At 54.9% G+C, this 25,082-nt stretch carries 20 protein-coding genes and 1 pseudogene; 10 read left to right on the top strand and 11 right to left on the bottom strand.

Going from position 1 to position 25,082, the window contains the following annotated elements; all coding sequences use genetic code 11:
• Positions 1 to 3 precede the first annotated feature (3 nt).
• Positions 4 to 1,437, bottom strand: a complete 1,434-nt coding sequence (gene degP / locus WC7_RS21400; RefSeq protein ID WP_016151754.1) for a serine endoprotease DegP — start codon at positions 1,435 to 1,437, stop codon at positions 4 to 6.
• A 129-nt stretch (positions 1,438 to 1,566) separates the two neighbouring features.
• A complete protein-coding gene (dgt, locus tag WC7_RS21405; RefSeq protein WP_016151753.1) occupies positions 1,567 to 3,084 on the bottom strand; it encodes a dGTPase in 1,518 nt (505 codons plus the stop codon).
• 83 nt (positions 3,085 to 3,167) lie between these two features.
• Here dgt and mtnN point away from each other — a divergent pair, with 83 nt between their 5' ends.
• Genes mtnN through WC7_RS21420 form a run of 3 tightly spaced genes read left to right on the top strand, consistent with a single transcriptional unit; the run spans position 3,168 to position 5,320 of the window.
• Positions 3,168 to 3,866, top strand: a complete 699-nt coding sequence (gene mtnN / locus WC7_RS21410) for a 5'-methylthioadenosine/S-adenosylhomocysteine nucleosidase (protein ID WP_016151752.1) — start codon at positions 3,168 to 3,170, stop codon at positions 3,864 to 3,866.
• Positions 3,859 to 4,659 carry a vitamin B12 ABC transporter substrate-binding protein BtuF gene (btuF, locus tag WC7_RS21415; RefSeq protein WP_016151751.1) on the top strand — a complete coding sequence of 267 codons (801 nt, stop codon included), beginning with the start codon at positions 3,859 to 3,861 and terminating at the stop codon, positions 4,657 to 4,659. Before mtnN ends, btuF begins: the two co-directional genes overlap by 8 nt.
• A 37-nt stretch (positions 4,660 to 4,696) precedes the next feature.
• The gene (locus WC7_RS21420) at positions 4,697 to 5,320 is read left to right on the top strand and encodes a TRIC cation channel family protein (RefSeq protein ID WP_006686772.1); all 624 of its coding nucleotides are present in this window, start codon (positions 4,697 to 4,699) and stop codon (positions 5,318 to 5,320) included.
• A 119-nt stretch (positions 5,321 to 5,439) separates the two neighbouring features.
• On the opposite strand, the gene erpA is transcribed toward WC7_RS21420, so the two are convergent.
• The 3 genes and pseudogenes from erpA to clcA form a co-directional block, all read right to left on the bottom strand.
• Positions 5,440 to 5,784 carry an iron-sulfur cluster insertion protein ErpA gene (erpA, locus tag WC7_RS21425; RefSeq protein ID WP_003018581.1) on the bottom strand — a complete coding sequence of 115 codons (345 nt, stop codon included), beginning with the start codon at positions 5,782 to 5,784 and terminating at the stop codon, positions 5,440 to 5,442.
• Positions 5,777 to 5,842 (bottom strand): annotated as a pseudogene (yadW, locus tag WC7_RS26910) (small protein YadW). Before yadW ends, erpA begins: the two are co-directional and overlap by 8 nt.
• A gap of 23 nt (positions 5,843 to 5,865) precedes the next feature.
• The gene (gene clcA, locus WC7_RS21430; protein ID WP_016151750.1) at positions 5,866 to 7,287 is read right to left on the bottom strand and encodes a H(+)/Cl(-) exchange transporter ClcA; all 1,422 of its coding nucleotides are present in this window, start codon (positions 7,285 to 7,287) and stop codon (positions 5,866 to 5,868) included.
• A 168-nt stretch (positions 7,288 to 7,455) separates the two neighbouring features.
• Here clcA and hemL point away from each other — a divergent pair, with 168 nt between their 5' ends.
• The gene (gene hemL / locus WC7_RS21435) at positions 7,456 to 8,736 is read left to right on the top strand and encodes a glutamate-1-semialdehyde 2,1-aminomutase (RefSeq protein WP_016151749.1); all 1,281 of its coding nucleotides are present in this window, start codon (positions 7,456 to 7,458) and stop codon (positions 8,734 to 8,736) included.
• A gap of 100 nt (positions 8,737 to 8,836) precedes the next feature.
• Here hemL and fhuB read toward each other — a convergent pair whose 3' ends face one another.
• The 6 genes from fhuB to hrpB form a co-directional block, all read right to left on the bottom strand.
• Positions 8,837 to 10,819 (bottom strand): Fe(3+)-hydroxamate ABC transporter permease FhuB, encoded by a 1,983-nt coding sequence (fhuB, locus tag WC7_RS21440; RefSeq protein WP_016151748.1) that lies wholly within the window; start codon positions 10,817 to 10,819, stop codon positions 8,837 to 8,839.
• Positions 10,816 to 11,706 (bottom strand): Fe(3+)-hydroxamate ABC transporter substrate-binding protein FhuD, encoded by an 891-nt coding sequence (fhuD, locus tag WC7_RS21445; protein WP_016151747.1) that lies wholly within the window; start codon positions 11,704 to 11,706, stop codon positions 10,816 to 10,818. The genes fhuB and fhuD overlap by 4 nt, the downstream gene beginning before the upstream one ends.
• Complete coding sequence (gene fhuC / locus WC7_RS21450; protein WP_003845793.1) at positions 11,706 to 12,503, bottom strand: Fe3+-hydroxamate ABC transporter ATP-binding protein FhuC; 798 nt, start codon at positions 12,501 to 12,503, stop codon at positions 11,706 to 11,708. The genes fhuD and fhuC overlap by 1 nt, the downstream gene beginning before the upstream one ends.
• A 47-nt stretch (positions 12,504 to 12,550) precedes the next feature.
• On the bottom strand, positions 12,551 to 14,800 hold the full coding sequence (gene fhuA / locus WC7_RS21455; protein WP_016151746.1) for a ferrichrome porin FhuA: 2,250 nt from the start codon (positions 14,798 to 14,800) through the stop codon (positions 12,551 to 12,553).
• Positions 14,801 to 15,032: 232 nt separating this feature from the next.
• Positions 15,033 to 17,573, bottom strand: coding sequence for a bifunctional glycosyl transferase/transpeptidase (gene mrcB, locus WC7_RS21460; RefSeq protein ID WP_016151745.1), 2,541 nt, complete (start codon positions 17,571 to 17,573; stop codon positions 15,033 to 15,035).
• A 135-nt stretch (positions 17,574 to 17,708) separates the two neighbouring features.
• Positions 17,709 to 20,138, bottom strand: a complete 2,430-nt coding sequence (gene hrpB, locus WC7_RS21465; protein ID WP_016151744.1) for an ATP-dependent helicase HrpB — start codon at positions 20,136 to 20,138, stop codon at positions 17,709 to 17,711.
• Positions 20,139 to 20,211: 73 nt separating this feature from the next.
• Between hrpB and thpR the strand changes: the two genes are divergently transcribed.
• The 6 genes from thpR to folK all read left to right on the top strand — a co-directional run bounded on the left by thpR (position 20,212) and on the right by folK (position 25,004).
• The gene (gene thpR, locus WC7_RS21470) at positions 20,212 to 20,742 is read left to right on the top strand and encodes an RNA 2',3'-cyclic phosphodiesterase (RefSeq protein ID WP_016151743.1); all 531 of its coding nucleotides are present in this window, start codon (positions 20,212 to 20,214) and stop codon (positions 20,740 to 20,742) included.
• A 15-nt stretch (positions 20,743 to 20,757) separates the two neighbouring features.
• Positions 20,758 to 21,462, top strand: a complete 705-nt coding sequence (gene sfsA, locus WC7_RS21475) for a DNA/RNA nuclease SfsA (protein WP_016151742.1) — start codon at positions 20,758 to 20,760, stop codon at positions 21,460 to 21,462.
• 177 nt (positions 21,463 to 21,639) lie between these two features.
• The gene (gene dksA / locus WC7_RS21480; protein WP_003018625.1) at positions 21,640 to 22,095 is read left to right on the top strand and encodes an RNA polymerase-binding protein DksA; all 456 of its coding nucleotides are present in this window, start codon (positions 21,640 to 21,642) and stop codon (positions 22,093 to 22,095) included.
• Between the two features lie 70 nt (positions 22,096 to 22,165).
• On the top strand, positions 22,166 to 23,062 hold the full coding sequence (gene gluQRS, locus WC7_RS21485) for a tRNA glutamyl-Q(34) synthetase GluQRS (protein ID WP_016151741.1): 897 nt from the start codon (positions 22,166 to 22,168) through the stop codon (positions 23,060 to 23,062).
• Between the two features lie 71 nt (positions 23,063 to 23,133).
• A complete protein-coding gene (gene pcnB, locus WC7_RS21490) occupies positions 23,134 to 24,528 on the top strand; it encodes a polynucleotide adenylyltransferase PcnB (RefSeq protein WP_203457720.1) in 1,395 nt (464 codons plus the stop codon).
• Entirely contained in the window at positions 24,525 to 25,004 is a 480-nt protein-coding gene (gene folK, locus WC7_RS21495; protein ID WP_016151739.1) for a 2-amino-4-hydroxy-6-hydroxymethyldihydropteridine diphosphokinase, read from the top strand. Before pcnB ends, folK begins: the two co-directional genes overlap by 4 nt.
• Positions 25,005 to 25,082: the final 78 nt, after the last annotated feature.

The following is a 25,082-nucleotide window of genomic DNA, read 5'->3' as shown; positions in this document are numbered from 1 at the left end:
AGATTACTGCATCAACAGATAGATGGAGCTGTCACCACGCTGAATGTTCAGCGCCAGTACAGCCGGTTTGCTGTCGAGGATTTTGCGCAGTTCGGCGATATTTTTCACCGGCTGCTGGTTCGCGCCGATAATCACATCCCCTTTCTTCAGGCCAATCCGTGCAGCCGGAGAATTCGCTTTCACCTCGCTGACCACGACCCCTTTGTCCTGGCCTTTATTGCTCATATCGGCACCTTCAATGCCTTTGAAGATAGAGCTGGAATCAACCTGAGTCTGGCTGCTCTGCTGCAGTTCCAGATTCACAGTGACCGGCTTACCGTCACGCAACAGGCCAAGGTTAATTTTGCTGCCTACCGGCATCGTACCCACCTGCGCACGCAGGGCGGCGAAGCTGCTGATCGGTTTACCGTTCAGGGAGGTAATCACATCCCCAGCTTTAATACCAGCTTTCGCTGCGGAAGAGTTCGGCATCACCTGGCTGACAAATGCGCCACGCTGAGCATCAACTTTCATCGCTTTCGCCAGCTCAGAGCTCAGCTCGGTACCCATAATACCCAGCTCACCGCGTTTAACCTGACCAAACTCAACCATCTGCGACGTCAGGTTTTTCACCATGTTGCTCGGGATTGCAAAGCCAATACCGATGTTACCGCCGTCCGGCGCAAGGATCGCGGTGTTAATACCGATCAGCTCACCGTTCAGGTTGACCAGTGCGCCACCGGAGTTACCCCGGTTGATCGCGGCATCCGTCTGAATAAAGTTTTCGTAGTTTTCCGCGTTCAGGCCGCTACGGCCCAGCGCAGAAACAATACCGGACGTCACGGTCTCACCGAGGCCAAACGGGTTACCAATTGCTACGGTGTAATCACCCACACGCAGCGCGTCGGAATCTGCCAGCTTAATCGCCGTCAGGTTTTTCGGATCCTGAATTTGGATCAGCGCGATATCGGAGCGCGGATCTTTACCCACGATCTTCGCATCAAATTTACGACCATCGCTCAACTGAACCTTAATCACCGTGGCGTTATCCACCACGTGGTTGTTGGTCACGACATACCCTTTCGCGGCATCAATAATTACGCCGGAACCCAGCGCCATAAATTTCTGCTGCTGGCCGCCGCCGTTGTCAGCGCCCGGCGCGCCGCCCTGGCAGAACGGTGAACTCTGGAACGGCGAACCGTCCTGGCAGAATGGTGAATTATCACCGAAGAACTGCTGGAAATTACGCGGCATACGCGGCGTATTTACCGTCGTGCTCCCCTCGACGTTAATGCTTACCACCGATGGCATCACTTTTTCGAGCATCGGGGCCAGGCTTGGCATCTGTTGGGCGGTCATTGCTGAAGACGACGTCTCAGCCGCTGTGGCAGACAGGGGGGACAACGCCAAACCTAAACTCAGAGCCAGTGCACTCATTGCTAATGTGGTTTTTTTCATGTGTTTCGTTCTCGATTAACAGGTAACGCAAAATTGCTGTATACGTCAGAGTCGTTTTATAGCGCTAAGTTCCAGAATTGAGTTTAAGGAAAAAGTAAAATTTTATTGGCCGTCTTTACAAATGAGTATTTATTGTTCTACGGCCATCAAGCGACGATATTCATCCCAGGCATACAGATCGGTCATCCCGCTGATATAATCCTGAATCAGCCGGCAGCGATAATAATATTCCATTACCGAAAACTCAGCGCAACCCGTTGATATTTTACTAACCGCCTCGACATAAGCAAGACGATGGCGAGTAGACAACTTCTGAAATAATCGTGATTCGATAGGAAAACGTTTAACTCTTTCATTGTCGACCAGCTCAGTAAAATCTGACTGGGACATTTTTAATAAAGGCTGATAGATCTCCAGCAACCCGCTGATCACCCGATACCCCTGCAATTCCAACTGCTCAACGTCCGGATGACTAAATACGTGTTTTACCGCCACATTTTTATAGACCCCCAGCAACTGACTAAAGCTACTGGCATCTTCTAACAGCGCGTGATTAAAGCTGCCGTCAAAAACCTGCGATAAATTATCAATAAACCGCTGGGCTGCATACGGCACCAGTTTATTCAGCGTATTGACGCGTAAATACATAAAGAACTGATCTTCCGTGCTCCGGCTTAATGTATTTGAACGTGATTTCTCCCAGGCATTCTCAACAACCAGGCTAAACAGGGAACCTTTTTCGTGATGCCCCCACGCCTCATGCAGATGGTGATAAAGTTGCTCGACGCTAAAGATTCTTTTCTCAACAGCATCTTCCAGGTCGGCCACGCAATAAGAGATATCATCGGCAGCTTCCATTATCCAGGTTAATGGAAAGCGACTGTAGGGCGCTAATGATAATTCTTTACGTAACCGTTCAATATACGGTTCTTCAGAAAGGTAATAGCCCGGTTTCTTCATTAAATAGTCATGCGTCGTAGGCGTACTTCCGCGCCACCACGCCGGACGGGTATATTTTAAAATACCGCCAACCTGGGCCCAGGTAAGATTCATACGCATCAAAGTATGCACCAGACGAATCCCCTGGGCATTACCTTCAAAATGGCACAGGTCCTGGCGCACCTTACGGCGAATATCATTCAGCGACTCTTCGCCTTCGCGCAAACGTAACGCCGCCACCAGGCAGCGGTCATCGCTGAGGGGCTGACTTTCCGCGTCGGCGGGATACAGCCGCTGGCGGAACCAGTCATTAATCGCCGCTTCACCAAAATGACCAAACGGCGGATTGCCGATGTCATGCATCAGGCACGACATTTCGACAATACTCTCAAACGGTCCCGTCAGTTCATCCAGACCATACTGCTCCAGCAGTTTTAGTTCTTTCAGTCGGCTGAGGATCTCTTTAGCGATATAGCGCCCAACTTGCTGAACTTCCATCGAGTGCGTCAGGCGCGTGCGCACCGCCGCGTTACGTTCCAGCGGAAAGACCTGGGTTTTTTGTTGCAGTCGGCGAATAGCCGGAGAATTGATAATACGTCCACGATCGCTTTCGAAAATACGCAGGATCTCATGCTCCGTCTTCACGCCCTGCGGCGAACGGTAACGACGATGCCAGTTTATTTTTTTTCGGAAATCGATCTGTACCATATCCTCTCCCGCCTGAGAAATGCGCTACCCCTTAAGCGCATGATAGACTATGCCCTCAAATCTGGCTTATCGCGAGTAAATCTATGAAAATCGGCATCATTGGTGCAATGGAAGAAGAAGTTACGCTGCTGCGTGACAAAATCGAAAACCGTCAGACCCTCTCTCTCGGCGGTTGTGAAATTTACACCGGCCAACTGAACGGTACAGAGGTTGCGCTACTGAAATCAGGTATCGGTAAAGTGGCGGCGGCGCTGGGCGCTACGCTGCTGCTTGAACGCTGCAAGCCGGATGCCATCATTAACACCGGTTCCGCGGGCGGCCTGGCCTCTACGCTGAAAGTCGGCGATATTGTGGTTTCTGACGAAGCGCGCTATCACGATGCTGACGTTACCGCCTTTGGCTATGAATTTGGTCAGTTACCGGGCTGCCCGGCTGGTTTTAAAGCCGATCCTGCGCTGATTGCTGCAGCAGAATCCTGCATTGCGCAACTCAATCTGAACGCCGTTCGCGGACTTATCGTCAGCGGCGATGCCTTCATTAATGGCTCCGTGGGTCTGGCTAAAATTAAGCATAACTTCCCGCAGGCCATTGCCGTTGAGATGGAAGCGACCGCGATTGCGCACGTTTGCCATAACTTCAATGTGCCGTTTGTCGTGGTTCGCGCCATCTCTGACGTCGCCGATCAGCAGTCCCATCTCAGCTTTGACGAGTTCCTGGTTGTTGCCGCGAAACAGTCAAGCCTGATGGTTGAAACGCTGGTACAGAAACTGGCACATGGCTAAATTACTCTCCAGGGCGCTGGTCGCCCTGCTTTTCACTCTTCCGGCGTTCCTGTACGCCGCACCGCGTGTTGTGACGCTTTCTCCTGCCAATACCGAACTCGCCTTTGCCGCCGGCATTACGCCCGTAGGCGTCAGTAGCTACTCAAACTACCCGCCAGCGGCCAAAAATATCGAGGAGGTTTCCACCTGGCAAGGTATGAACCTTGAACGCATTGTGGCGCTTAAACCGGATTTAGTCGTCGCCTGGCGCGGGGGAAATGCTGAGCGGCAGGTGAATCAGCTGACCGCCCTGGGAATTAAGGTCATCTGGGTGGACGTCGTTACCATCGAGCAGGTCGCCGATGCGCTCCGCCAGCTGGCAGCGTGGAGCCCAAAACCTGAGCAGGCCAAACAGGCGGCGCAAACCTTGCTTGATGACTATGCTTTACTAAAATCTCGGTATGCCAACAAACCGAAAAAACGCGTGTTTCTCCAGTTTGGCGCAAATCCTCTGTTTACCAGTGGAAAAGGCTCCATTCAGCACGAAGTTCTTGAGGTATGCGGTGGAGAAAATATCTTTGCCGGCAGTCGGGTCCCCTGGCCACAGGTTAGCCGTGAGCAGGTCCTGGCACGAGCGCCCCAGGCTATTGTTGCAACCGGAGGGCCAGGCGAAACTCTGAAAATTGAACAATACTGGGGAAACCAGCTAAAAATACCCATTATTACACTTAATAGTGACTGGTTCGAACGCGCGAGCCCGCGTATTATCCTCGCCGCAAAACAACTCTGTAATGCGCTTTCACAGATAAATTAGCGCCTGCCCCCACCAGGTCTGTTGTGAGGATTTAAAAATGCTCGTCTATTGGCTGGATATTGTCGGCACCGCGGTATTTGCTATCTCTGGCGTCTTACTGGCCGGAAAATTGCGGATGGACCCGTTTGGCGTCCTGGTCCTCGGGGTGGTTACCGCCGTTGGCGGCGGAACGATCCGCGATATGGCGCTGGATCATGGGCCGGTATTTTGGGTTAAGGATCCCACCGATCTGGTGGTGGCAATGATCACCAGCATGCTGACAATCCTGCTGGTACGTCAGCCACGACGTTTACCGAAGTGGATCCTTCCGGTGCTGGATGCCGTTGGCCTGGCGGTGTTCGTGGGGATTGGCGTCAATAAAGCATTTCTCGCCGGGACGGGCCCCCTGGTGGCGATCTGTATGGGGGTGATTACCGGTGTCGGCGGCGGGATCATTCGCGACGTGTTAGCTCGTGAAGTCCCGATGATTCTGCGCACCGAAATCTACGCCACGGCATGTATTATCGGCGGGATCGTGCATGCGACGGCGTTTTATACCTTTAATGTATCGCTGGAAAACGCCAGTATGATGGGGATGATCGTCACCCTGCTGATTAGGCTTGCCGCCATTCGCTGGCATTTGAAATTGCCGACGTTTGCACTGGATGATAACGGGCGTTGATGTGATGATGCAAAACATGTAGGCCGGATAAGGCGTTTACGCCGCCAACCGGCACATTGCCCGGTGGCGCTACGCTTACCGGGCCTACACCATCAGACCATCGGTATTACAGGCAGCAATCAGATGCTGAAAGAAGAACCACACCCGCAGGTGCTTTTCGCATTGGGGTTAGTCACAACGAAGCGGGAACCTTCCAGACCTTCGGTATAGTCAACCGCGCCGCCCACCAGATATTGCAGGCTCATCGGATCAACCACCAGACCCACACCTTGTTTCTCAATGGTCATATCACCATCGTTCACCTGATCATCAAAGGTGAAACCGTACTGGAAACCGCTGCAACCACCGCCGGTGATATACACGCGTAATTTCAGATTCGGGTTATCTTCGTCAGCGATCAGGCTTTTTACTTTATTGGCTGCTGCTTCAGTAAATTGCAGTGGCAGCGCTACGTCATCACTCATATTTTGCTCCAAACGACATTGGCAATTGGGCAAATTATAACCCAATGGTTAAGGCCATTATCTAATACCCTGGTATTTCGTTCAAGTATTCTCGCCAGCGGCGGTACTCTGGTTTTTTGCCGCCTGCTCCGCTTCCTGTTTTGCCAGCGTGCGGGCAAGGATAGTCGAGTATAGCGGCTTTCCACCCATAAATTGGGCTAATAGTGTTGCGCCAAGACAGGTAATAATCATTGGCAAAATGAGCTGATAGTTATCGGTCATCTCCAGCACCAGTACAATACCGGTTAGCGGTGCACGTACCGAAGCCGCCAGCAAAGCCCCCATTCCGGCAATGGCAAAGGTTCCGGCCTCCAGATGATACTGTGGAAAAGAGGCCGCCGCGGCCATACCGAACGCGGTGCCAAGTAACGTACCCAGCGCCAGCATCGGGGCAAAAATCCCACCGGGCGCGCCGGAAGAGAAGCACAGCAGCGTGGTGATCACCCGGGTAATAAATATAAACAGCAGTAAACCGACGCTAAAATTACCCGCCGCGGCGATAGGAATCAGGTTAAACCCGCCGCCTGCCGCTTCCGGTTTAATTAATCCCAGGATCCCGCACAGGCCACCAATCGCGCCGCCCATCAGCACCCATTTTTTAATTTCACCGCCGTGGAAGCGCTGGAACATATCCTGGGTACGCAACACCATGGTGTTGAACAACGGCCCGACACAGCCAAAAATAAGCCCGAGTACAAGATACAGCCACAGCGTATTTACCGGTGCATTAGACAGCTTCCCGACTTCAATAATCGGTGCTTCACCGTTGAACACACGAAACACGATGCTCGACATAATAACGCCGGTAAACACGGCTTTGATCGAGACGAGGTTATAGCGAAACTGCGGGCGCATCTCTTCAATAATGAACAGGATCCCCGCCAGAGGCGCATTAAACGCCGCCGACAAACCCGCAGCCGCACCGGTGGCCAGCAGGGTATGTCGCGCTTCGGCGCTGCGCATGCGGAAAATATCCAGCACCATACGCCCAATGTTCCCGCCTATCTGTACGGTCGGCCCTTCTCGCCCGAGCACCATACCGGCTCCCAGCGTGCCCATGCCGCCAATAAATTTCACCGGCAGAACACGCCACCAGCGCACAGGTCGTAGCTCTTCCAGCGCGCCTTCAATCTCAGGGATCCCCGAGCCTCCCGCTTCCGGCGCAAATTTACGAACCAGAAAATAGCCGACCATCGCCAGCAATGCAGAGAGAATAAACGCCAGCGGCCACAGCAGAATGGCATGGTCCGCAACCTGGGCCAGGGCGCCAATGCGCTGATTTTGCACCCAGGTCACCGCTTTCTCAAATGCCACGCCAACAAGCCCCGTCACGGTACCGACAACGGCGGCCATCAACAGGATCGCCAACGGCGTTTTGTCGCGTTCCAGGAGTCGACGGATTTGATCCCTGCGGCGTAAACGCACAATTTGTTGTGCTTCAAAAGAGGGAGAGTCAGTCTTCATCAGATGATCATTAATTGGTAATACAAATACGGAATCGGCATTCTACTCGCACATTTCACGAAAATCCCCTGCAAATCGCATTGTTTCAATTGCGTAAAACTTTCATAACCTTCTCTGAATAACTAGAATAGCGGGCATTTACTTTTTCTACGAACCAGGACCCCATCCATGAGTAAGTCTGAAAATCTCTACAGCGCAGCACGCGAACTTATCCCTGGCGGCGTTAACTCCCCCGTTCGCGCCTTTACTGGCGTGGGTGGTACTCCGCTGTTTATCGAAAAAGCGGACGGCGCGTATCTGTACGATGTCGATGGTAAAGCCTATGTCGATTACGTCGGTTCCTGGGGACCGATGGTACTAGGCCATAACCACCCGGCAATTCGCAATGCGGTGATTGAAGCCGCAGAACGCGGTTTAAGCTTCGGCGCGCCGACCGAGATGGAAGTGAAAATGGCGGAGCTGGTCACTGAACTTGTGCCGACCATGGATATGGTGCGTATGGTGAACTCCGGTACGGAAGCGACGATGAGCGCAATCCGTCTGGCGCGCGGTTTCACCGGTCGCGATAAGATCATCAAATTTGAAGGTTGCTATCACGGTCATGCCGACTGCCTGCTGGTTAAAGCTGGTTCCGGCGCGTTAACGCTGGGTCAGCCAAACTCTCCGGGCGTTCCAGCCGATTTCGCGAAACACACCCTGACCTGCACCTACAACGATCTCTCTTCCGTTCGCGCGGCATTCGAACAGTATCCGCAGGAGATCGCCTGCATTATCGTTGAGCCGGTCGCAGGCAACATGAACTGCATCCCGCCGCTGCCAGAATTCCTGCCGGGCCTGCGTGCCCTGTGTGATGAGTTTGGCGCACTGTTGATCATCGATGAAGTCATGACCGGTTTCCGCGTGGCGCTAGCCGGTGCGCAGGATTATTACGGCGTCGTTCCGGATCTGACCTGCCTTGGCAAAATCATCGGTGGCGGGATGCCCGTTGGCGCATTCGGCGGTCGCCGTGATGTGATGGACGCGCTAGCGCCGACCGGTCCGGTTTATCAGGCGGGTACGCTTTCAGGTAACCCGATTGCGATGGCAGCAGGTTTTGCTTGTCTGAACGAAGTGGCCCAGCCAGGTATTCATGAAACGCTGAACGAACTGACGACGCGTCTGGCGGAAGGTCTGCTGGAAGCCGCCGCAGAAACAAATATTCCGCTGGTGGTTAACCATGTGGGCGGGATGTTCGGGATTTTCTTCACCGATGCAGAAACCGTGACCTGCTATCAGGATGTGATGGCATGCGACGTTGAACGCTTCAAGCGTTTCTTCCACATGATGCTGGATGAAGGGATTTACCTGGCGCCGTCCGCCTTCGAAGCGGGCTTTATGTCCGTCGCGCACAGTGAAGACGATATCAATAACACCATCGACGCCGCGCGCCGGGTGTTTGCGAAATTGTAAAAGAGAACGTCCAGAAATAATGTAAGCCGGGTAAGGCGAAGCCTCCACCCGGCTTTTTTATTGCCGAATGGCGACGCAACCTAGATAGAAGGGATAAACCTCAGCGACTCTGCTTACGTAGCAGATAGATAAAGTACGGCGCGCCAATAAACGTCGACAGTAATCCTGCCGGGATCTGATACGGAAACAGCACCATCCTGCCGCACCAGTCAGCAAAGACCAGCAGCACACCTCCCGCCAGCGCCGAAATCAGCATATGCGGCATCGCGCGACGAAAACCCATCATTCGGGCAATATGCGGAGCCATCAGCCCGACAAAACTCAACGGTCCAATGGTCATGGTTGCTGTCGCCGTTAGCCCCGCAGCCAACAGCAGTAATTCCACGCGTGACGGCGTGATCGCCATACCCACCGCACGCGCCGTATCGCCGCCGAGCGGTAAAATCGTCAGCCAACGACGGCACAGCGGCGTCAGCGCCAGCAGGATAACCATCACAATCCCGGTGCGCAGTACCTGTTCGCCCGTCGCGTTATAGGTTGAGCCGGAGATCCAGGTCAGCACGCCCGCCATACGCGGATCGCCGCTGGCCTGCAGCATCATCAACAACATAGTAAACGCCGTACTGAGCGCCATCCCTGCCAGCAGCATACGGTGCGGCGAAAAACCACCGCGCCCGGCGGCAATCATAATGATAAGCAAGGTGACCGCAGCCCCGAGGCTCCCTGCGGGCAGCAGCCAGCCAAAGGCATTTCCGGGGACCAGAAACAGCATTAACACCACGCCAAATGCCGCGCCGGAGCTAATGCCCAGAACTTCCGGGCTAGCCATTGGGTTTCCGGTCAGACGCTGAATAATACAGCCCGCTACCGCCAGCATCACCCCGGCAATCAACGCCGCCAGAATACGTGGCCAGCGCCAGGGCATCAGTTCATCCAGCATCGCGCCGCTGGCCCATGTCCAGCCGTGCGCATCGCGGCCAAACGACAGCGCCACCACCAGAGTCAGCAGCAAAACCACCCCGCCCGCCAGCGCAAACATCAGTACATTCTGACGCTCCGCGGCGATACGGTTGCTGGCATTCATATCCGGTGCGCTCATACTTCTAAGGCGCGGCAACAACCACAGCAGCAATGGCGCGCCAATCAGCGCCGTCACCGAACCGGTGGAGACCTCCATCCATACGCGGGTCAGCCACAGAATGATTTGGTCAGAGAGCCAGAGGATCAACGCACCAATCAGCGGGGCCAGCATCAGACGCGCCAACAGACGCCGCGCGCCGAGCATTTTCGCCAGCAGCGGTGCAAACAGGCCAATAAAGCCGATAATCCCAACCGCGTTAACCAGCAAGGCGCTGATGACAATCGCCAGCGATAAGGCCGCCAGGCGCGCCAGCGACAACGCCAGACCGAGGTTACGCGCCACGCCGTCATCCAGTCCCATCAGCGTCATTGGACGCAACAGCAGCAGAGTCAGCATCACGCCGCCCAGCAGCTGTGGCCACAGTCGCTGTACGCCGCTCCAGTCGGTTTGGGTTAGCGTGCCGCTGCTCCACAAAAACATGCTTTGCAGTTGATCGTGATGGAAGATAACCATCAACTGGTTAATCGCCCCGCAGTACAGGCTGACCACCAGTCCGGCGAGGATTAACGTCACCGGAGAAAGACGTTTGCCCCAGGCGACGCCAAACACCAGCGCCCCAACGACACAAGCACCTGCCAACGCAGCAAATTGCGTGGTGAGCGCACCGGGAATAGCCCACAGCGTCGAGACGGTAATGCCCAACTGCGCACCGGTCGCAACGCCTAGCGTGGTTGGCTCCGCCAGTGGGTTACGCAGCACCTGCTGAAATAATACGCCGACCAGTCCCAGCCCGGCACCGACCAACAGCGAAATTGCCAGCCTCGGCAGCAGGCTGTAGTGGAAAACCATCTGTTTAATGGCATCGATATCCGGTGACCAGATAGCCTGTTGCCATTGGCTGCGCGGTAGCGCAACGGAGAAGTTAACCCATGTGAGCCAACAGGCAGCAACAAACAGAACCGTCAGCAGGAGAATGGGGAACAGCGCGATACGTTTACTCACGCTTTGCCTCCCAGCGCATTATCCAGAATGCGGGCAAAATGCATGGCTGATAGCGTTGCGCCATAGAACCAGACGGCCGGCACGCGCTGAAAACGTCCGCTGCGAACAAAGGGCATCGCCTGCCACAACGGCGTAGACATCAGTGCAGCCATCTCTTTATCGTTGCCGTGATCAAAGCACAATACATCGACATCCTGAAAAGCAGCCAGACGGTCAATACTCACGGCAGTGCTGCCCCAAAAGTTTGTCTCTCCCTGCCAGGCGTTGGGGATCCCATATTCGTCCAGCACGTCCTGAAACAGGCTGTTTGGGCCAAACACCAGCATATGCCGCGAATCAAGCAGAGAGGTGAGAAGCACAGGGCGCGCACCGCGTTGAATGAAGCGCGGCTTCAGGCTGGCAATAAAACGATCATACTCAGTCAGATGGCGTTCAGCAGAGTCCTGCAGATTGAACAATTGCGCCATTTCCTGCAGCGATTGTCGCGCAACGATCAGCGGTTTTTTACCGTCGCTGAAGTTAAATCCCCGACCAGGTGCAATACGCGCCAGCTTTTCCGGGGAAGGACCATAGCCTGCCGACCAGAGCAAAAACGAGGGTTTCATTTCGGTCAGCAGTTCGAGATTGGGTTCCGTGCGTAGCCCGACATCAATCACCGAGTCCGGTAGAGGTGGCTCACTGACCCACAGCTTGTAGTTAGGGATATCCGCAATGCCATACGGCGTAATACCCAGCGCCAGCAACAGCTCTACCGGCAGCCATTCCAGCGCCACAATACGCTGCGGATCAATCGCCGCGGCGGACGCCGTATTCATCCGCCACAGCAGCGGCGAGAGCGCCATCGCCGTAAGCAGACGCCGACGGGTAATATGATGTAATTCAATCATTAATAGACAAAACTCACGGGTGCGGCACCGGCCGGATGCGGCAAAATGCCCATCGGGATACCGTAAATCTGTTCCAGAGTTTCACTGCGCATCAGTTCAGCAGGCGTTCCTTGCGCAATCATTTCACCACCGCGCAGCGCAACTAAGTAATCGCAGTAGCGGGCCGCCATGTTGATATCATGCAGCACCGCAATAACCGTTAGCCCACGCTGCTGGCTTAAGCGATGCACCAGCGCCAGCACGTCAACCTGATGAGCGATATCCAGCGCGGAAGTCGGCTCATCAAGCAGCAGACAGCGGCTGTCCTGCGCCACCAGCATGGCAATCCACGCACGCTGGCGTTCTCCGCCGGACAGGCTATCCACCAGGCGGTGCGCCAGCGGTTTTAAGCCGACCAACGAAATAGCTTCTTCTACTTTCTCTCTGTCGGCAACGCCAAAACGTCCCAGCGCCCCGTGCCACGGATAGCGGCCAATCGCCACCAGTTCACGCACCGTCATCCCTTCGGCCTGCGGCAACTGCTGCGGCAGATAGGCGACCTTGCGGGCAAACGCTTTACTGCTCCAGTTCTCCAGCGGCTGTTCGTCGAGCAGGATTTCACCTTCCGACGGCGGCTGATGACGTCCCAGCATTTTCAATAACGTCGATTTTCCGGACCCGTTGTGGCCGATAAGGCCGGTTACTTTCCCTACCGGAAAAGTTAATGAGAGAGGATGCAAAAGCGTGCGGCCAGGCACACGAAAGGAGACATTACGCAACGCGAAAGTGGTGTCGGGATGGGATCTGTTTTCCTGCATAGCAGCCAACTTGTAAAACGGGCACGCAAAGCGTGCCCAAAAAGAAATTAGAAACGGAAGGTTGCGGTTGCAACGACCTGACGTTCTGCGCCCCAGAAGCAGCCATAGGTATTGAAGCAGCTGGCGACGTACTCACGGTCAAACAGGTTGTTCACATGCAGCGCCACGTTGGAACCCGCCATGCCGACGCGCGCCAGATCGTAACGTACTAACGCATCCACCAGCGTATAGCTTCCCACTTTGAAGGAGTTTGCCGGATCGCCATAGCTGGAGCCAGTATAACGAACCCCCGTACCCAACGTCAGCCCGGAAAGCGCGCCGTCATAAAGGGTGTAATCTCCCCACAGTGATGCCATATGTTTTGGCACCTGAGCAGGCGTGTTACCTTTGTAGTTGGTGTCAGTGGTGTATTCCGCATCGGTATAGGTATAAGAACCGACCACGTTAACGCTGGCTGAGAGCGCCGCTTTCGCTTCAATTTCCACACCACGTGAGCGAATTTCACCGCCTTCAACTGACCAGAATGATCCGTTCGGGTCGGCCATCAGGTTGTTGGTTTTGGTCAACTGGTAAACAGCACCGGTGATCACGATCGGACGATCGCTCGGCACATACTTCACGCCCGCTTCGTACTGCTTACCTTTAGATGGAGTAAAGATATTACCGCTTTCCCCGACCTGAGAACTAGGTTCAAACGATTCGCTGTAGCTGAAATACGGAGTCACACCGTTGTCGAACAGGTAGTTAACACCGCCACGCCAGGTGAACTGTCTGTCATCACGGGAATCCAGCACGCCAGAAACGCGGTTCAGTGAGTCCTGCTTAGCCCAGTCGTAACGACCGCCCAGAGTGACCAGCACCTTATCCCACTGCATCTGATCCTGAGCGTACAGGCCCGTTTGTTCCTGTTTATTCAGAACTCGGTAGGCAGCACCCGGTCCAGTATGTGCCCCAAAATCAAAGTCGCTGCGATCAAGGTTATAAATATCTGAAGGCGCTACCGAACCAGCCCAACCAAACCAGGAGTTGATATCGTTACGCATCCGCATATAGTCAACGCCGGTCAGCAATGTGTGATCCACGGAACCGGTAGCGAATTTGCTCTGCAACTGGGTATCAACAGCGAAGTTCTGCAATTTCTCATTATCGTCAACATACTGACGAGTCAGCGTGTGAGCCCACTCGGACTGAGGAACGCTGGCGCAAGGACTGTTAGCCGGATCCTTTGTATAGAGCGGATCAGAGCACATACCGTAGCCATACACGCTGTTCTGCGAAACCTTGTTTTGCGCGTAACGCAGGTTCTGACGCACGGTAAAGGTGTCGTTAAATTCGTGGTCGAAGCTGTAGCCCACCATCTTCTCGTTACGAGAGTAGGTATTGTTGTTCGCACCTTCGTTGAAATCGGTAGGCAGACGCTTGCCGTTCGGCAGCTCAGTCACCGTCCCCTCTTTCGGCAACCAGCCGTAATAGCCAGTTTCCGGCTCGTTCTGGAAGTAGGAGAGGAAGGTAAAGTTCGTTTTATCATCCGGACGCCATGTGAACGATGGCGCGATGGCGTAGCGTTGTTCTTCCGCGCCCTGCTGCTGCGCATTCGCGGAACGCGCCAGGCCGGTCAGGCGGTATGAGTACACACCATCGTCATCCAGCGCATCGCTGAAGTCAAAACCGGTCTGGAACAGGCTGTCAGTGCCCATCTTGAACTGAATTTCTTTTAACGGCTCTGTGGTCGGGCGTTTGCTGACCATGTTCAACAAGCCACCAGGGTTACTCTTTCCGTAAAGAACGGAAACCGGACCGCGCATCACTTCAGCGCGTTCCAGCATATACGGGTCGATTACCGCATCGTTGTAGAAGTTACCCTGCATCTTCAGGCCATTCAGATAGTTATTCTGACTTTGGCCGTCGGCGGCAAATCCGCGAATAATCAGGTAGTCATAGGTGTTAGACGCGCCGCGGGTGCCTACGGCTACGCCTGGCGTGTAGCTGAGCGCCTCTTTAACTGATTTCGGCTGATGCAACGCCATCTCTTCGGCGGTGACCACTGAAATAGACTGAGGAACTTTTTGAATCGGGGTGTCAGTTTTGGTCGCCGTAGCAGACTGTCGTGCGGCGATGGTTGCCGCTGGCCCCCATGCGCTTTCTTGTGCGGCAGGAGCAGCAGTTACGGTGATGGTTTCTTCTTTCGGGTCAACCGCCGCCTGTGCATAGACAGACATGCCGCTAACCGCTGTGGCTACCACTACTGCGATTTTACGCAGCGATGAACTTGGCTGAGCAGTTTTAAGACGCGCCATTGGTATTTCTCTGATGAAAGTGAATGATAACGTAAACGAGAATTATTATTATAACGGCAGCATAATATTCGAAACTCTGGCGAGATAGCAAGCAATACGCGTCCCTACTAAAACTGAGGGGTTAAGAAATAACCAGATGAAAAGAAAGGGTTAATAAATTAGGCTGGAATGTTATTCGGCCCTGAGAATGGACCAAAGAAGAAAAACCCGCCGAAGCGGGTTTTGAGCAATATCAGTTACTGCCGAACATATCCTTTATCCAGCCAGCGACACCGTCGCTATCTTTCTTTTCCTGCTGCGCCGGTTGTTGCTGCTGCTGTTGAGGCTGCTGCTGCGGCGTTGACTGATCGAACGGATTCCCAGTCGGCTGTTGCATCATTTCACCCTGCTGACACAGCGAATCAGGATCGGTAGTCCATACCGGAAGCGTACGCATCCCCCCGCTACAAACGAAGTTACCGTCGTAGTCCACGCCCATATCCACCACATCTTCCGGCGGCGTCAGCACCAGCGGTGTTGGCGTCTGGTTAGCCAGATAACGCTGATAAATCGACATCGCACCGCTGGCACCGTACAGCTTGGTTGGCTGGTTGTTATCACGGCCCACCCAGGTGATGGTTACCTGGCTGCCGTCGATCCCGGCAAACCAGGTATCCACGTTGTTGTTAGTGGTCCCGGTTTTCCCTGCCAGATGAAGCCCAGGATATTTCGCGCCAAGCTGACGCCCCGTACCACGCTGAACCACCTGTTGCATGGTCCACAGCGTCATATACGCCGCCTGCGCCGGAACGGCACGCTCGGCCTGCGGGAAGCTCTGATACAGCACCGTCCCATCTTCGGCAATCACCGAACGCAGCGCCGACAGCGGCGCGCGGTTCCCGCCGCTGGCGATAGTCTGGAACGCCTGCGCCACTTCGATCGGCGTCAGGTTCAACGCCCCCAGCAGCATGGCTGGAACCGGATTAAGCTGATCTTTCGGCGCGCCCAGCTTCAGCCAGGTATCGGTGACGGCAGGCAGGCCCAGCGCCATCCCCAGATTTACCGTTGGCACGTTCATTGAGCGCGTTAACGCATCCACCAGCATCACTTTTCCGCTTTCGCTATAGCGACGGTCATCGTTCTGCGGCGACCACACCTGGCCGTTAGGCTGGCGCAGCGCAATCGGGGCATCGGCAATCCAGGTATTTAGACGATACAGCTTCGGCTGGCTGAGCGCGGTCAGATAGGTCGCTGGTTTAGCCAAAGAACCAATCGAACGACGTGCCTGCATCGCACGGTTATAACCAGCGAACTGCGGTTCTGCCCCACCAACCATGGCACGCACTTCGCCGCTAAAGCGGTCGACCACCACAATCGCGGTTTCCAGATCGCTTAGCTTACGTTGTTTCTTCAGCACCGGAATACCTTCCACCGCCGCTTTTTCTGCAGCATCCTGCGCCACGGAATCAAAGGTGGTGAAAATCTTCACGCCGGAGAGATCTTTAACTTTATCGCCCAGCTTCGCCTGTAGCTCCTGGCGCACCATCTGCATAAAGGCGGGCTGCGGTGAGATCACCCCACCACGCGGCTGTACGCCTAACGGACGCGCGCTCAGCATGTCATACAGATCCTGGTCGATAATCTGCTGCTGTTGTAGTAAACGCAGCACCAGGTTACGACGCTCCAGTGCCAGCTTCGGGTTACGCCACGGGTTATAGATTGACGCTCCTTTAACCATCCCTACCAGCAGCGCCTGCTGGTCGAGGCTCAGCTCTTCCACCGGACGGCCAAAGTAGTAGAGGCTCGCCAGCGGGAAGCCGCGGATCTCATTGTCACCGCTTTGACCGAGATAGACTTCGTTCATGTACAGCTCAAGAATGCGGTCTTTGCTGTAACGCGCATCCATGATCAGCGCCATATAGGCTTCGTTGGCCTTACGCCAATAGGAACGTTCGCTGGACAGGAACAGGTTTTTCACCAGTTGCTGGGTCAGCGTACTGGCCCCTTGTACCGTGCGCCCCGCCGTCAGGTTCGCCAGCACCGCACGGCCAATGGAATAGAGGCTGATACCGTCATGCTCATAGAAGTGACGATCTTCGGTCGCCAGCAGCGTGTCCACCAACAGATCCGGGAATCCACTGCGCGGGACAAACAGGCGCTGCTCACCGTTAGGCGAAGAGAGCATGGTAATCAGTCGCGGATCGAGACGGAAGAAACCAAACTGGCGGTTGTTATCCATATTCTCGATGGTATCCAGATGGTCGCCATCAAAGGTCAGACGCGCGCGCACCTGCCCTTCTTTACTGTCCGGAAAATCAAACGGACGACGGATCATCTCGATGCTTTTCGCCTGCACGGTGAATTCGCCAGGGCGCGTCATCTTCGTCACCTGACGATACTGCGTAGCCTCCAGCAGTTTCACCATCTCGTTCTTGCCGATCGGCATTTCTGGCTCAAGGTTAACCATACGGCCATATACTGCCGCAGGAAGCTGCCAGACTTTACCATCTATACGGCTGCGGATTTTTTGGTCCAGATAAACGCCGTAAATGGCGATCAGCACCAAAAAAACAATCGACAGTTTTACCAGCAGCCAGAACCAGCCGCGTTTACCACGAGGCTTACGCCCTTTGCCTTTACCCTTACGCGGCATCGGTTCTTCATCCTCATAGTCATCATCATCATAATCGTCGTCATACTCTTCATCTCTGAGTTGACGACGGCTCACCTTTTGTTTCACCGGACGCGAGGGTTTCCCTTTACGTCCAATTGGCTCGCGGTCATTCCCCGCCATGCTTTTTCTCCGCAACATTCAGGCGCAAGGGCCCGATTCTCTGTTCTTCCGTCAGTTAACAGAAGAAGAAATCTCTCAATTTACTGCCGTGTTTATACCGGATGACGGCTTCGCTTTATCCGGCCTACAGTTTCATTACGAATACTTCTTTGTTCGCCGCGTTGGCGCGGTATTCGCCGGATCGTCCGGCCAGACATGTTTGGGATAGCGCCCTTTCATCTCTTTTTGCACCTCACGGTACGATCCCTGCCAGAACGCGCTCAAATCACTCGTTACCTGCAGCGGTCGTTGGGCCGGAGACAGCAGTTCCAGCACCAGCGGCACGCGCCCCTCGGCGATGGTTGGGGTCTTCGCTTCACCAAACATTTCCTGCATCCGAACCGCCAATACCGGAGGGTTATCCTCATGATAGCGAATGGCAATCCGGCTTCCCGTCGGCACAGTGTAATGCGCTGGCAGTTCACTATCCAGACGTTGCAGCATTGACCAATCCAGCAAACCGCGCAACGCCTGACCCACATTTAGCGCTTTTAACGCACGTAACGAGTGCACACCGCTCATGTGCGGCAGCAGCCAGCTCTCCAGCGTCGCCAGCAGAGAATCCTCATCTACCGCGGGCCAGTTATACTCTGGCAACCAGTTTGCCGCACATTGCAGACGCAGGCGAAACTGCTCGGCTTCCGGCGTCCAGTTGAGCACACTTAGCCCTTTATCGCGAATGCCGTTCAACATCGCCAGATGCAACTCCTCTTCCGAGGGTTTGGCCAGCGCCTGTACTTTTACCGTTAGCTGGCCAATGCGCGACCGACGCAATGCTTTTAACGTTCCCTGAGTTTCATCCCATTCGATGGTGTCAGATTGTTGTAGCAGTTCAGGGCATGCCTGTATCAGCACCTCGATATCCAGCGGCAGAGCCAGCAGAATACGCGCATCCGGCGAAGCGCTGCCCTGCAGTAACAGCGGCGCAATCAGCCATTCATGGCGTCCGGAGGCGTCATCGGCATCCAGCATTGCCCCCATGCCATTCGCCAGTTGATAGCGCCCTTCCTGCCCGCGCCGACGCGCGATCCGATCGGCAAACGCCTGCGCCAGTAATGAGGGGAGCAGCGCGCTGTCCGGCTGTCCGCTGCGAACGTTAAGCCGTTTCAGTAATTGTTGGCTGCGCTGCTGCCAGGCGGGCTGATTTCGTGAAAACGCTACAGCCAGATCGGTACTGCCACCGCGCGGCGGCTCTTCCAGAATCGCAGCCAGTTTTGCCGCCGTTGCCGCTTCATTGTCATTGTTGGCGCTAACCAGCATAGCCGCTAAACGGGGGTCGTTACCCAACGTCGCCATTTTCTGCCCAATGGCGCTGAGCCTGTCACCCTCAAGCGCCCCCAGCATCTGCAGCAGCCGTTTTGCCGCCTGCAGGTTGATGGCGGGCGGGGTATCCAGCCAGTTCAGTTGCTCAGGGTCGGAACATCCCCATTGCAGTAACTCCATCAGCAGTCCGGACAGGTCGCACTGTAAAATCTCCGGTTCTCCCTGTGCAGCCACTCTTTCCGCCTGCTCTTTGGCAAGCAAATGTAGGCAGATACCAGGTTCCAGACGGCCCGCGCGTCCCGCTCGCTGGGTCATCGAGGCCTGGCTTATGCGTTGGGTAATCAGTCGCGTCAAACCGGTACGCGCGTCATAGCGCGCCACGCGCTCCTGGGCGCAGTCCACCACCAGCCGGATGCCTTCGATCGTTAAGCTGGTTTCGGCAATATTGGTCGCCAGCACCACTTTGCGCTTGCCTTGCGGAGCGGGCAAAATCGCCTGACGCTGCTCGGCAAGCGTCAGCGCGCCGTACAGTGGGCACAACAACACATCGCTGCCCACACGCGTTGCCAGTTGCTCCTGCACGCGCAGGATTTCCCCTACACCCGGTAAAAACAGCAGCAGCGACCCGCTTTCATGGCGCAGGAGTTCTGCCGTCGCTACCGCTACCGCTTCAGCAAAACGCAGATGCGCCGCCAACGGCTGATATCGTCGCTCAACGGGAAATGCGCGGCCTTCAGAAACGATCGTCGGCGCATCGGGCAACATCTGCTGCAAACGTCCGTTGTCCAAAGTGGCGGACATGATCAACAGTTTCAGATCGTCACGCAGCCCATGCTGCACATCCAGCAACAGCGCCAGCGCCAGGTCGGCCTGCAAACTCCGTTCGTGAAATTCGTCGAGAATGACCAGCCCAACGCCCGTCAATTCGGGGTCGCGCTGGATCATGCGCGTCAGAACCCCCTCCGTCACCACCTCAAGGCGGGTCAGCGGCCCTACGCAGCTTTGCGCACGCATGCGATACCCCACGGTCTCGCCAGGCTTTTCATTCAGCAATTCCGCCAACCGCTGCGCCACATTGCGTGCTGCCAGACGCCGCGGCTCCAGCAAAATAATCCGTCCCTTGATACCGCGATGTTCAAGGAGTCGCAACGGCAGCCAGGTTGATTTCCCGGCACCGGTCGGCGCCGTCAGCAAAACCTGCGACGAGGCATCAAGGGCGGTAAGTAGTTCAGGCACTACGGCGGCAACGGGCAACGACGTCACAAATGGCTCCAGAGGGTTAACATTCTTCGCGCTGCATTGTAGCATCGCGTTAATTCATAACCGAGTATCCATCATGTCTGAGCCAAAAAGGCTGTTCTTTGCGATTGAATTGCCTGGCGAGGTTCGGGAGCAGTTAATCCACTGGCGGGCCGCGCAGTTCCCCCCTGAAGCGGGTCGTCCCGTCGCCGCCGATAATCTGCATCTGACGCTCGCCTTTTTGGGCGACGTCAGCGCTGAGAAGCAGCATGCGTTAATGCAGCTTGCGGGGCGTATTCGCCAGCCGGGTTTTACGCTCAAACTCGACGATGCCGGGCAATGGCTGCGCTCGCGAGTCGTGTGGTTGGGAATGCGTCAGCCGCCGCGCGGGCTGCTGCAGTTGGCGAACATGTTGCGGGCACAAGCCGCACGCAGTGGGTGCCACCAGAGCCCGCAGCCTTTTCACCCGCATATCACGCTGCTGCGTGACGCCGGTCACGCAGTATCTATCCCTCCGCCAGGGTTTGGCTGGTCGTTTCCGGTAACGGAGTTTGGGCTTTACTCCTCCTCATTCATGCGAGGACGCACGCGTTACACGCAGTTGCAACGCTGGACGCTGACTGAATAATCAAAGGAACTGTTCATGCAATTTTCTCCACCTTTACAACCTGCAACGCTCATTCAGCGCTATAAGCGTTTTTTAGCGGATGTGATCACACCGGATGGCACAACGTTAACGCTACACTGCCCCAATACGGGAGCCATGACCGGCTGCGCAACGCCGGGAGATACTGTCTGGTATTCGACATCAGAAAATACTAAACGAAAATATCCACATACCTGGGAATTAACGCAAACCCAATCCGGTGCACTTATTTGTGTTAACACGCTGTGGGCCAATAGATTAACGAAAGAGGCTATTCAGCGTTCGTTAATTTCGGAAGTTTCAGACTACAGCACCTTGAAAAGTGAAGTAAAATACGGCGCCGAAGGGAGCCGCATCGACTTTTTGTTACAGGCGGATTCCCGACCTGACTGCTATATTGAAGTGAAATCAGTCACGTTGGCGGAAAAAGATCAGGGTTATTTTCCCGATGCCATCACTGAACGAGGTCAGAAACATCTTCGGGAATTGATGAGCGTAGCGGCCGAAGGCAAGCGCGCGGTGATATTTTTCGCGGTGTTGCATTCAGCCATTACACGGTTTTCACCCGCGCGCCATATCGATGCAAAATATGCGCAATTATTAGTTGAAGCACAGCTTAAGGGGGTAGAAATTCTGGTTTATAAAGCGGAACTTTCTGCCCATGGTATGACTCTTAAAGAGCCGTTGCCCATTACCTTGTAATGGTGTAAACATTCGGTTAATTAGTATTCTGGGCGCGTGGGCAAATACGCTTTTCCTCACAGGGTTGTCAAGTGTTACGTTTAGATAATTGCTATCCGGAAAAGCATCTGCTATTTATAGCGACCTGATTTTTCCCCCGAACATGGGGATCGATAGTGCGTGTTAAGGAGAAGCAACATGCAAGAAGGGCAAAACCGTAAAACATCGTCCCTGAGTATTCTCGCCATCGCTGGGGTGGAGCCGTACCAGGAGAAACCGGGCGAAGAGTATATGAACGAAGCCCAGCTGTCGCACTTCAGGCGTATTCTTGAGGCATGGCGTAATCAACTTAGGGATGAAGTTGATCGCACCGTATCTCATATGCAAGACGAAGCGGCTAACTTCCCTGATCCGGTGGACCGCGCCGCACAGGAAGAAGAATTCAGCCTTGAGCTGCGTAACCGTGATCGTGAGCGCAAACTGATCAAAAAGATCGAGAAGACGCTGAAGAAAGTAGAAGACGAAGATTTCGGCTACTGCGAATCATGCGGCGTAGAAATTGGTATTCGCCGTCTGGAAGCGCGTCCGACAGCCGATCTGTGCATCGACTGTAAAACGCTGGCAGAAATCCGCGAAAAACAAATGGCAGGTTAATTCCGGTCATTTTTACCACGTTTACTACAGGCGGGAGCTTCTCCCGCCTTATTATTTGTTAGCCCGCAAAATGAGCGATTCACATTATATTGGCCGCTTCGCCCCTTCCCCCTCTGGCGAACTCCATTTTGGTTCACTGATTGCCGCCCTCGGGAGTTACCTGCAGGCCCGTGCTCGTCGCGGAATCTGGCGGGTACGCATTGAAGATATTGACCCCCCTCGTGAAGTTCCCGGTGCTGCAGACACGATTCTGCGTCAGCTGGAACATTACGGACTGCACTGGGATGGCGATATTTTATGGCAATCCCAGCGTCATGACGCCTACCGCGAGGCGCTGGCCTGGCTGCATCAGCAGGATCTGAGCTATTACTGCACCTGTACGCGCGCGCGTATTCAAAGCGTCGGCGGTATTTACGACGGTCATTGCCGTGAGCTACGCCACGGGCCTGAACAGGCGGCGGTCCGTATTAAGCAACGCCATCCGGTGATGCAGTTTACGGACCAACTGCGCGGTGTGATTCTGGCTGATCCGCGGCTTGCGAAGGAAGATTTTATTATTCACCGTCGCGACGGGCTGTTTGCCTATAACCTCGCGGTGGTGGTGGACGACCACTTCCAGGGCGTGACGGAAATTGTGCGCGGTGCCGATCTTATCGAACCGACGGTACGGCAAATTTCGTTGTATCAACAGTTCGGCTGGCAAGCGCCGGACTATATTCATCTGCCGCTGGCGCTCAACGAACAAGGCGCTAAACTTTCAAAACAAAATCATGCACCTGCACTGCCGCAAGGCGATCCACGCCCGGTGATTGTTGCTGCGCTGCGCTTTCTCGGCCAGCACTCCGATATCCCGTGGCAGGAGATGCGCGTGGATCAGATTCTCACGTTTGCCATTGAAAACTGGAGTCTGACAGCGGTGCCAGAATCGGCGATCGTAAATCCGCCATTCTCAAATGCATCATGCTGAGCTATGATTAGCCGCTATTTTTACACAGCAACACTTGTTCTGATTGAAGTTTGACACTACCGAGGTGCACTATTTTTACCCGAGTCGCTAATTTTTGCCGCAAGGTGCTAAGCCGCGAGGAGCGCGAGGCCGAGCTCGCCGTCGCCCGTCCACATATGACGGTAATCCCGCGTGAGCAGCACTCTATCTCCCGCAAAGATATCAGTGAAAATGCCCTGAAGGTAATGTACAGGCTCAATAAGGCCGGATACGAGGCATGGCTGGTTGGCGGAGGCGTACGCGATCTTTTGCTGGGCAAAAAGCCGAAAGATTTTGATGTCACGACTAACGCCACGCCAGATCAGGTGCGAAAACTGTTTCGTAACTGTCGTCTGGTTGGTCGCCGTTTCCGTCTGGCCCATGTCATGTTTGGCCCGGAAATTATCGAAGTGGCAACTTTCCGTGGTCATCATGAAGGCAGCGAGTCCGATCGCACAACCTCACAGCGCGGACAAAACGGTATGCTGCTGCGCGACAACATCTTCGGTTCCATCGAAGAAGATGCCCAGCGTCGCGACTTCACGATTAACAGCCTGTATTACAGCGTGGCCGATTTCACCGTGCGTGATTACGTTGGTGGCATGCAGGATCTCGAAGAGGGCATCGTTCGCCTGATCGGTAATCCGGAAACGCGCTACCGCGAAGACCCTGTACGTATGCTGCGGGCCGTGCGCTTTGCCGCCAAGCTCGACATGCGTATCAGCCCGGAAACCGCTGAGCCAATCCCGCGTCTGGCAACACTGCTTAACGATATTCCCCCCGCACGCCTGTTTGAAGAAGCACTCAAACTGTTACAGGCGGGCTATGGGTATGAAACCTATAAAAAACTGCGTGAGTACAGCCTGTTCCAGCCGCTGTTCCCCACCATTACGCGCTATTTCACCGAAGACGGTGACAGCCCAATGGAACGCATCATCGCTCAGGTGCTGAAGAATACCGATAACCGCATCCACAATGATATGCGCGTTAACCCGGCGTTCTTGTTCGCCGCCATGTTCTGGTATCCGTTACTGGAAGCTGCGCAGAAAATTGCCCAGGAAAGCGGTCTGGCTTACTACGATGCCTTCGCACTGGCGATGAACGACGTACTGGATGAAGCCTGCCGCTCGCTGGCGATCCCGAAACGTCTGACCTCGCTGACCCGTGATATCTGGCAGTTGCAGCTACGCATGTCTCGACGCCAGGGCAAACGCGCCTGGAAGCTGATGGAGCATCCGAAGTTCCGCGCCGCTTACGATCTGCTGGCCCTGCGTGCCGAAGTGGAAAACAACGCTGAACTGCAGCGTCTGGCGCAGTGGTGGGGAGAATTCCAGGTTTCAGCACCGCCGGAACAAAAAGGCATGCTCAACGAACTCGACGAAGAACCAGAACGCCGTCGTCATCGTCGCCCGCGTAAACGCGCCCCGCGCCGTGAAGGTTCCGCGTGACCATCGCCTATATCGCTCTCGGCAGTAATCTGGCCTCTCCTCTGGAGCAGGTTAATGCTGCCGTAAAAGCGATTGGCGACATTCCCGACAGCCGTATCGTCGCAGTTTCCTCCTTTTACCGCACACCGCCATTAGGCCCACAGGATCAGCCAGATTACCTGAACGCTGCCGTGGCGCTGGAAACCACTCTCGCTCCCGAAGAATTGCTTAATCATACCCAACGCATTGAGCTGCAACAGGGACGCGTACGTAAAGCCGAACGCTGGGGGCCGCGCACTCTGGACCTCGATATTATGCTGTTTGGCGATGAAGTGATTAACACCGAACGTCTGACCGTGCCGCACTACGACATGAAAAACCGTGGTTTTATGCTGTGGCCGCTCGCTGAAATCGCACCTGAGCTTATCTTCCCGGAGGGTATCAGCCTGCATCAGCACCTCACCCATCTTGGTGCCGCAAAACCTGCACACTGGTAAAGTATCCCCTCCCCTTCAGCGTTTACTACTTTAGTGCCAAACGGTTGCTTAAAACAATTGCCCCCCTGAATGTGACTG

The sequence above is a fragment of the Citrobacter sp. KTE151 genome (genome assembly GCF_000398845.1).
GTDB classification, from domain to species: Bacteria; Pseudomonadota; Gammaproteobacteria; order Enterobacterales; family Enterobacteriaceae; genus Citrobacter; species Citrobacter braakii.
Note: the sequence above shows the minus strand (reverse complement) of the source record. Positions and strands in the feature narration are given on the sequence as shown.